The 2571-nt window shown below is 65.8% G+C and carries 4 protein-coding genes; 2 read left to right on the top strand and 2 right to left on the bottom strand.

Annotated features, from left to right (window positions below; genetic code table 11):
* Together H7290_RS08660 and H7290_RS08655 are read left to right on the top strand one after the other, a co-directional pair.
* A partial coding sequence (locus tag H7290_RS08660; protein ID WP_366927617.1) for an RNase H family protein occupies positions 1-360 on the top strand: 360 nt, incomplete at its 5' end.
* A gap of 71 nt (positions 361-431) precedes the next feature.
* On the top strand, positions 432-932 hold the full coding sequence (locus H7290_RS08655) for a DUF5709 domain-containing protein (protein WP_290513616.1): 501 nt from the start codon (positions 432-434) through the stop codon (positions 930-932).
* Between the two features lie 111 nt (positions 933-1043).
* Here H7290_RS08655 and H7290_RS08650 read toward each other — a convergent pair whose 3' ends face one another.
* Positions 1044-2102, bottom strand: a complete 1059-nt coding sequence (locus tag H7290_RS08650; RefSeq protein WP_290513615.1) for an ABC transporter ATP-binding protein — start codon at positions 2100-2102, stop codon at positions 1044-1046.
* 52 nt (positions 2103-2154) lie between these two features.
* Positions 2155-2571, bottom strand: a 417-nt coding sequence (locus H7290_RS08645; protein WP_366927616.1) for an oligopeptide/dipeptide ABC transporter ATP-binding protein, incomplete at its 5' end; no start/stop codon positions are given.

The following is a 2571-nucleotide window of genomic DNA, read 5'->3' as shown; positions in this document are numbered from 1 at the left end:
GACCATCCCGATGTTGCCCACCTGGTGATCCAGATCGACTCGACCTACGCCCGGGACTGTTCCACGACGTGGCGGGCTGGCTGGCGGCGCAACGGGATGCGCAACGCCAAACGCCAGCCCGTGAAGAACGCAGCCATCATCGAGGCCATCTGGGCCGCGCTGGACGCTCGGGCTGGAACGGTAAAGTTCGTCAAGGTCCCCGGACACGACCCGCGCAACCAGTTCCCGTTGAACACCGCTGCCGACATCCTCGCCAACGACGCGGCAGAGAAGGCATCGACGGGCCTGCCGGTCGACATGATCTCGACCATCGACCTGGGCAGCGTCAAGCCTCGCGGGACCTCGTTCGGCAAATGGTGACGAAGGTCAATTCGTCATAATTTGCCGCTGCATTTGCCGCTGCCCGGGGGGGAGTCGATTAGGGTCAGGGGATGACCGACCATGAGAGCACCGGCTCGGAGTCGATGGGCAGCTACAGCCTTGATGGCGAGAACCAGCTCCAGCCTGAGGACACCCTGGATGACCGCGGGGTCGACGACGTTCTGGACGAGGGCTACTCGCCACCGGAACGTCCGCGTGGTGTCGACGCCTACGGGACAACCCTGTCCGAGCAGCGCCAGGGTGAGAGCCTCGAACAGCGTTTCTCCCACGAGGTGCCCGATCCCTCCAACGCGTTCGAGAGTGCCCTTGCCGAGTCGGACATGCTGGGCGGCGACGACCCGGATGCCATCGCGGCCGAGGACGACTTCCTCGGCGACGGCGAGGTGGGCAGTCTGCGCAGCGGGCGGCTGATGGCCCCCGACGAGGGCACAAATGAGGACGTCGACTCCGAGATGGTGGCCGACGACATGGGGATCGACGGTGGCGGGTCATCCGCCGAGGAGGCTGCCGTCCACATCATCGACAACGATCAGGAGTGGGACGAAGACTGACGCACGCCGCCCGGGCCGGTCCGTTAGCTGTTTTATTGCATCAGTACGTGAGCCCAAGCCCGCAATAGTGCAACAAAACGGCTAATGCCGTGTCGCAGCGGGCCCGAAGGGTTAGCGCACCACGGGCATCGGCAGATCGGTGAGGTTCTCGGGGAAGTGACACGCGACGCGGTGCCCCGGTGCGAGCTCGGTCAGCAGCGGCTCGACGGTGCTGCAGACCTCCTGGGCCTTCCAACAGCGCGTGTGGAAGCGGCAGGCCGATGGGGGGTTGACCGGGGAGGGCACGTCGCCCTCGAGCCGGATCCGATCACGTTTCGTGCGCCGGCCGGTGTCGGGGATCGGCACCGCTGACATCAGTGCCACCGTGTAGGGGTGCATCGGTTGCTCGTACAGCGGCGTACGGTCGGCGATCTCCACCATCTTGCCGAGGTACATGACCGCCACGCGGTCCGACATGTGGCGGACCACCGACAGATCGTGGGCGATCGTCACATACGTCAGGCCGAGCTCGTCCTGCAGGTCCTCGAGCAGATTGATCACCTGCGCCTGGATCGACACGTCGAGGGCGGAGACCGGCTCGTCGGCGACGATCAGCTTGGGCTTGAGTGCGAGCGAGCGGGCGATGCCGATGCGCTGTCGCTGGCCCCCGGAGAACTCGTGAGGGTAGCGGTTGTAGTGCTCCGGGCTGAGCCCCACGAGCTCGAGGAGCTCCTGGACGGCCTTCTTGGTGCCGTGCTCGGTCTTCACGTTCTGCAGGTGGAAGGGTGCCCCGACGATGGTTCCGACCGTATGCCGTGGGTTCAGCGAGCCGTAGGGGTCCTGGAAGATCATCTGAACGTCACGACGCAACGGGCGCATCTTGCCCATCGAGATGTGGGTGATGTCCCGGCCTTCGAACAGAATCGTGCCGCCGGTCGGTTCGATCAGGCGGGTCAGCATGCGCCCCGTGGTTGTCTTTCCACAGCCGGACTCGCCCACCAGCGACAGGGTCTCGCCCTTGCGCACGGTGAAGCTCATCCCATCGACCGCCTTGACTGCACCGACCTTGCGCTGAAGCAGACCGCGGCGGATCGGGAAGTGCTTCTGCAGGTCGGTGACGACGAGCAGGTCCTCGCTCTCGCCGGAGGCGTGCCTCCGCGGGCTTGCGGCGTCGGTCGGGGCTGAGGTCACGGCCTGGCTCCTCTGGTGGATACCGTGCTCAGGCTCTGGCACATTTCGGTCCTCATAGCGTCGGGCTGATGTCGCTCTCCCAGACCCGCTGGCGGTCCTGGGCAGAAAGGTGACAGGCGAGGAAGTGGCGAGCGGAGATCTCCAGAAACTCCGGGCGATCGGTCTCGCAGGAACCGCCGTTGAGCTCGGCATAGTCGCATCGCGGGTGGAACGGACAGCCGCTGGGGACATTGATCAGGCTGGGCGGGGTGCCGTGGATGGGCCGGAGCCGCTCGGTGCGCTCGCGGTCCAGCCGCGGCATCGAGCCCAGCAGCCCCCACGTGTAAGGGTGCTGAGGGGCGGTGAAAATCTCGTGGGCAGTGGCATACTCAACGGCCCTGCCGGCATACATCACCAGGATGTCGTCGGCGAGCTCGGCGACGACGCCGAGGTCGGGGGTGATGATGATGACTGCCGAGTTGAACTCCTT

Origin of the sequence: Aeromicrobium sp., from assembly GCF_014378035.1 — a bacterium.
Taxonomy (GTDB): Bacteria; Actinomycetota; Actinomycetes; order Propionibacteriales; family Nocardioidaceae; genus Aeromicrobium.
Note: the sequence above shows the minus strand (reverse complement) of the source record. Positions and strands in the feature narration are given on the sequence as shown.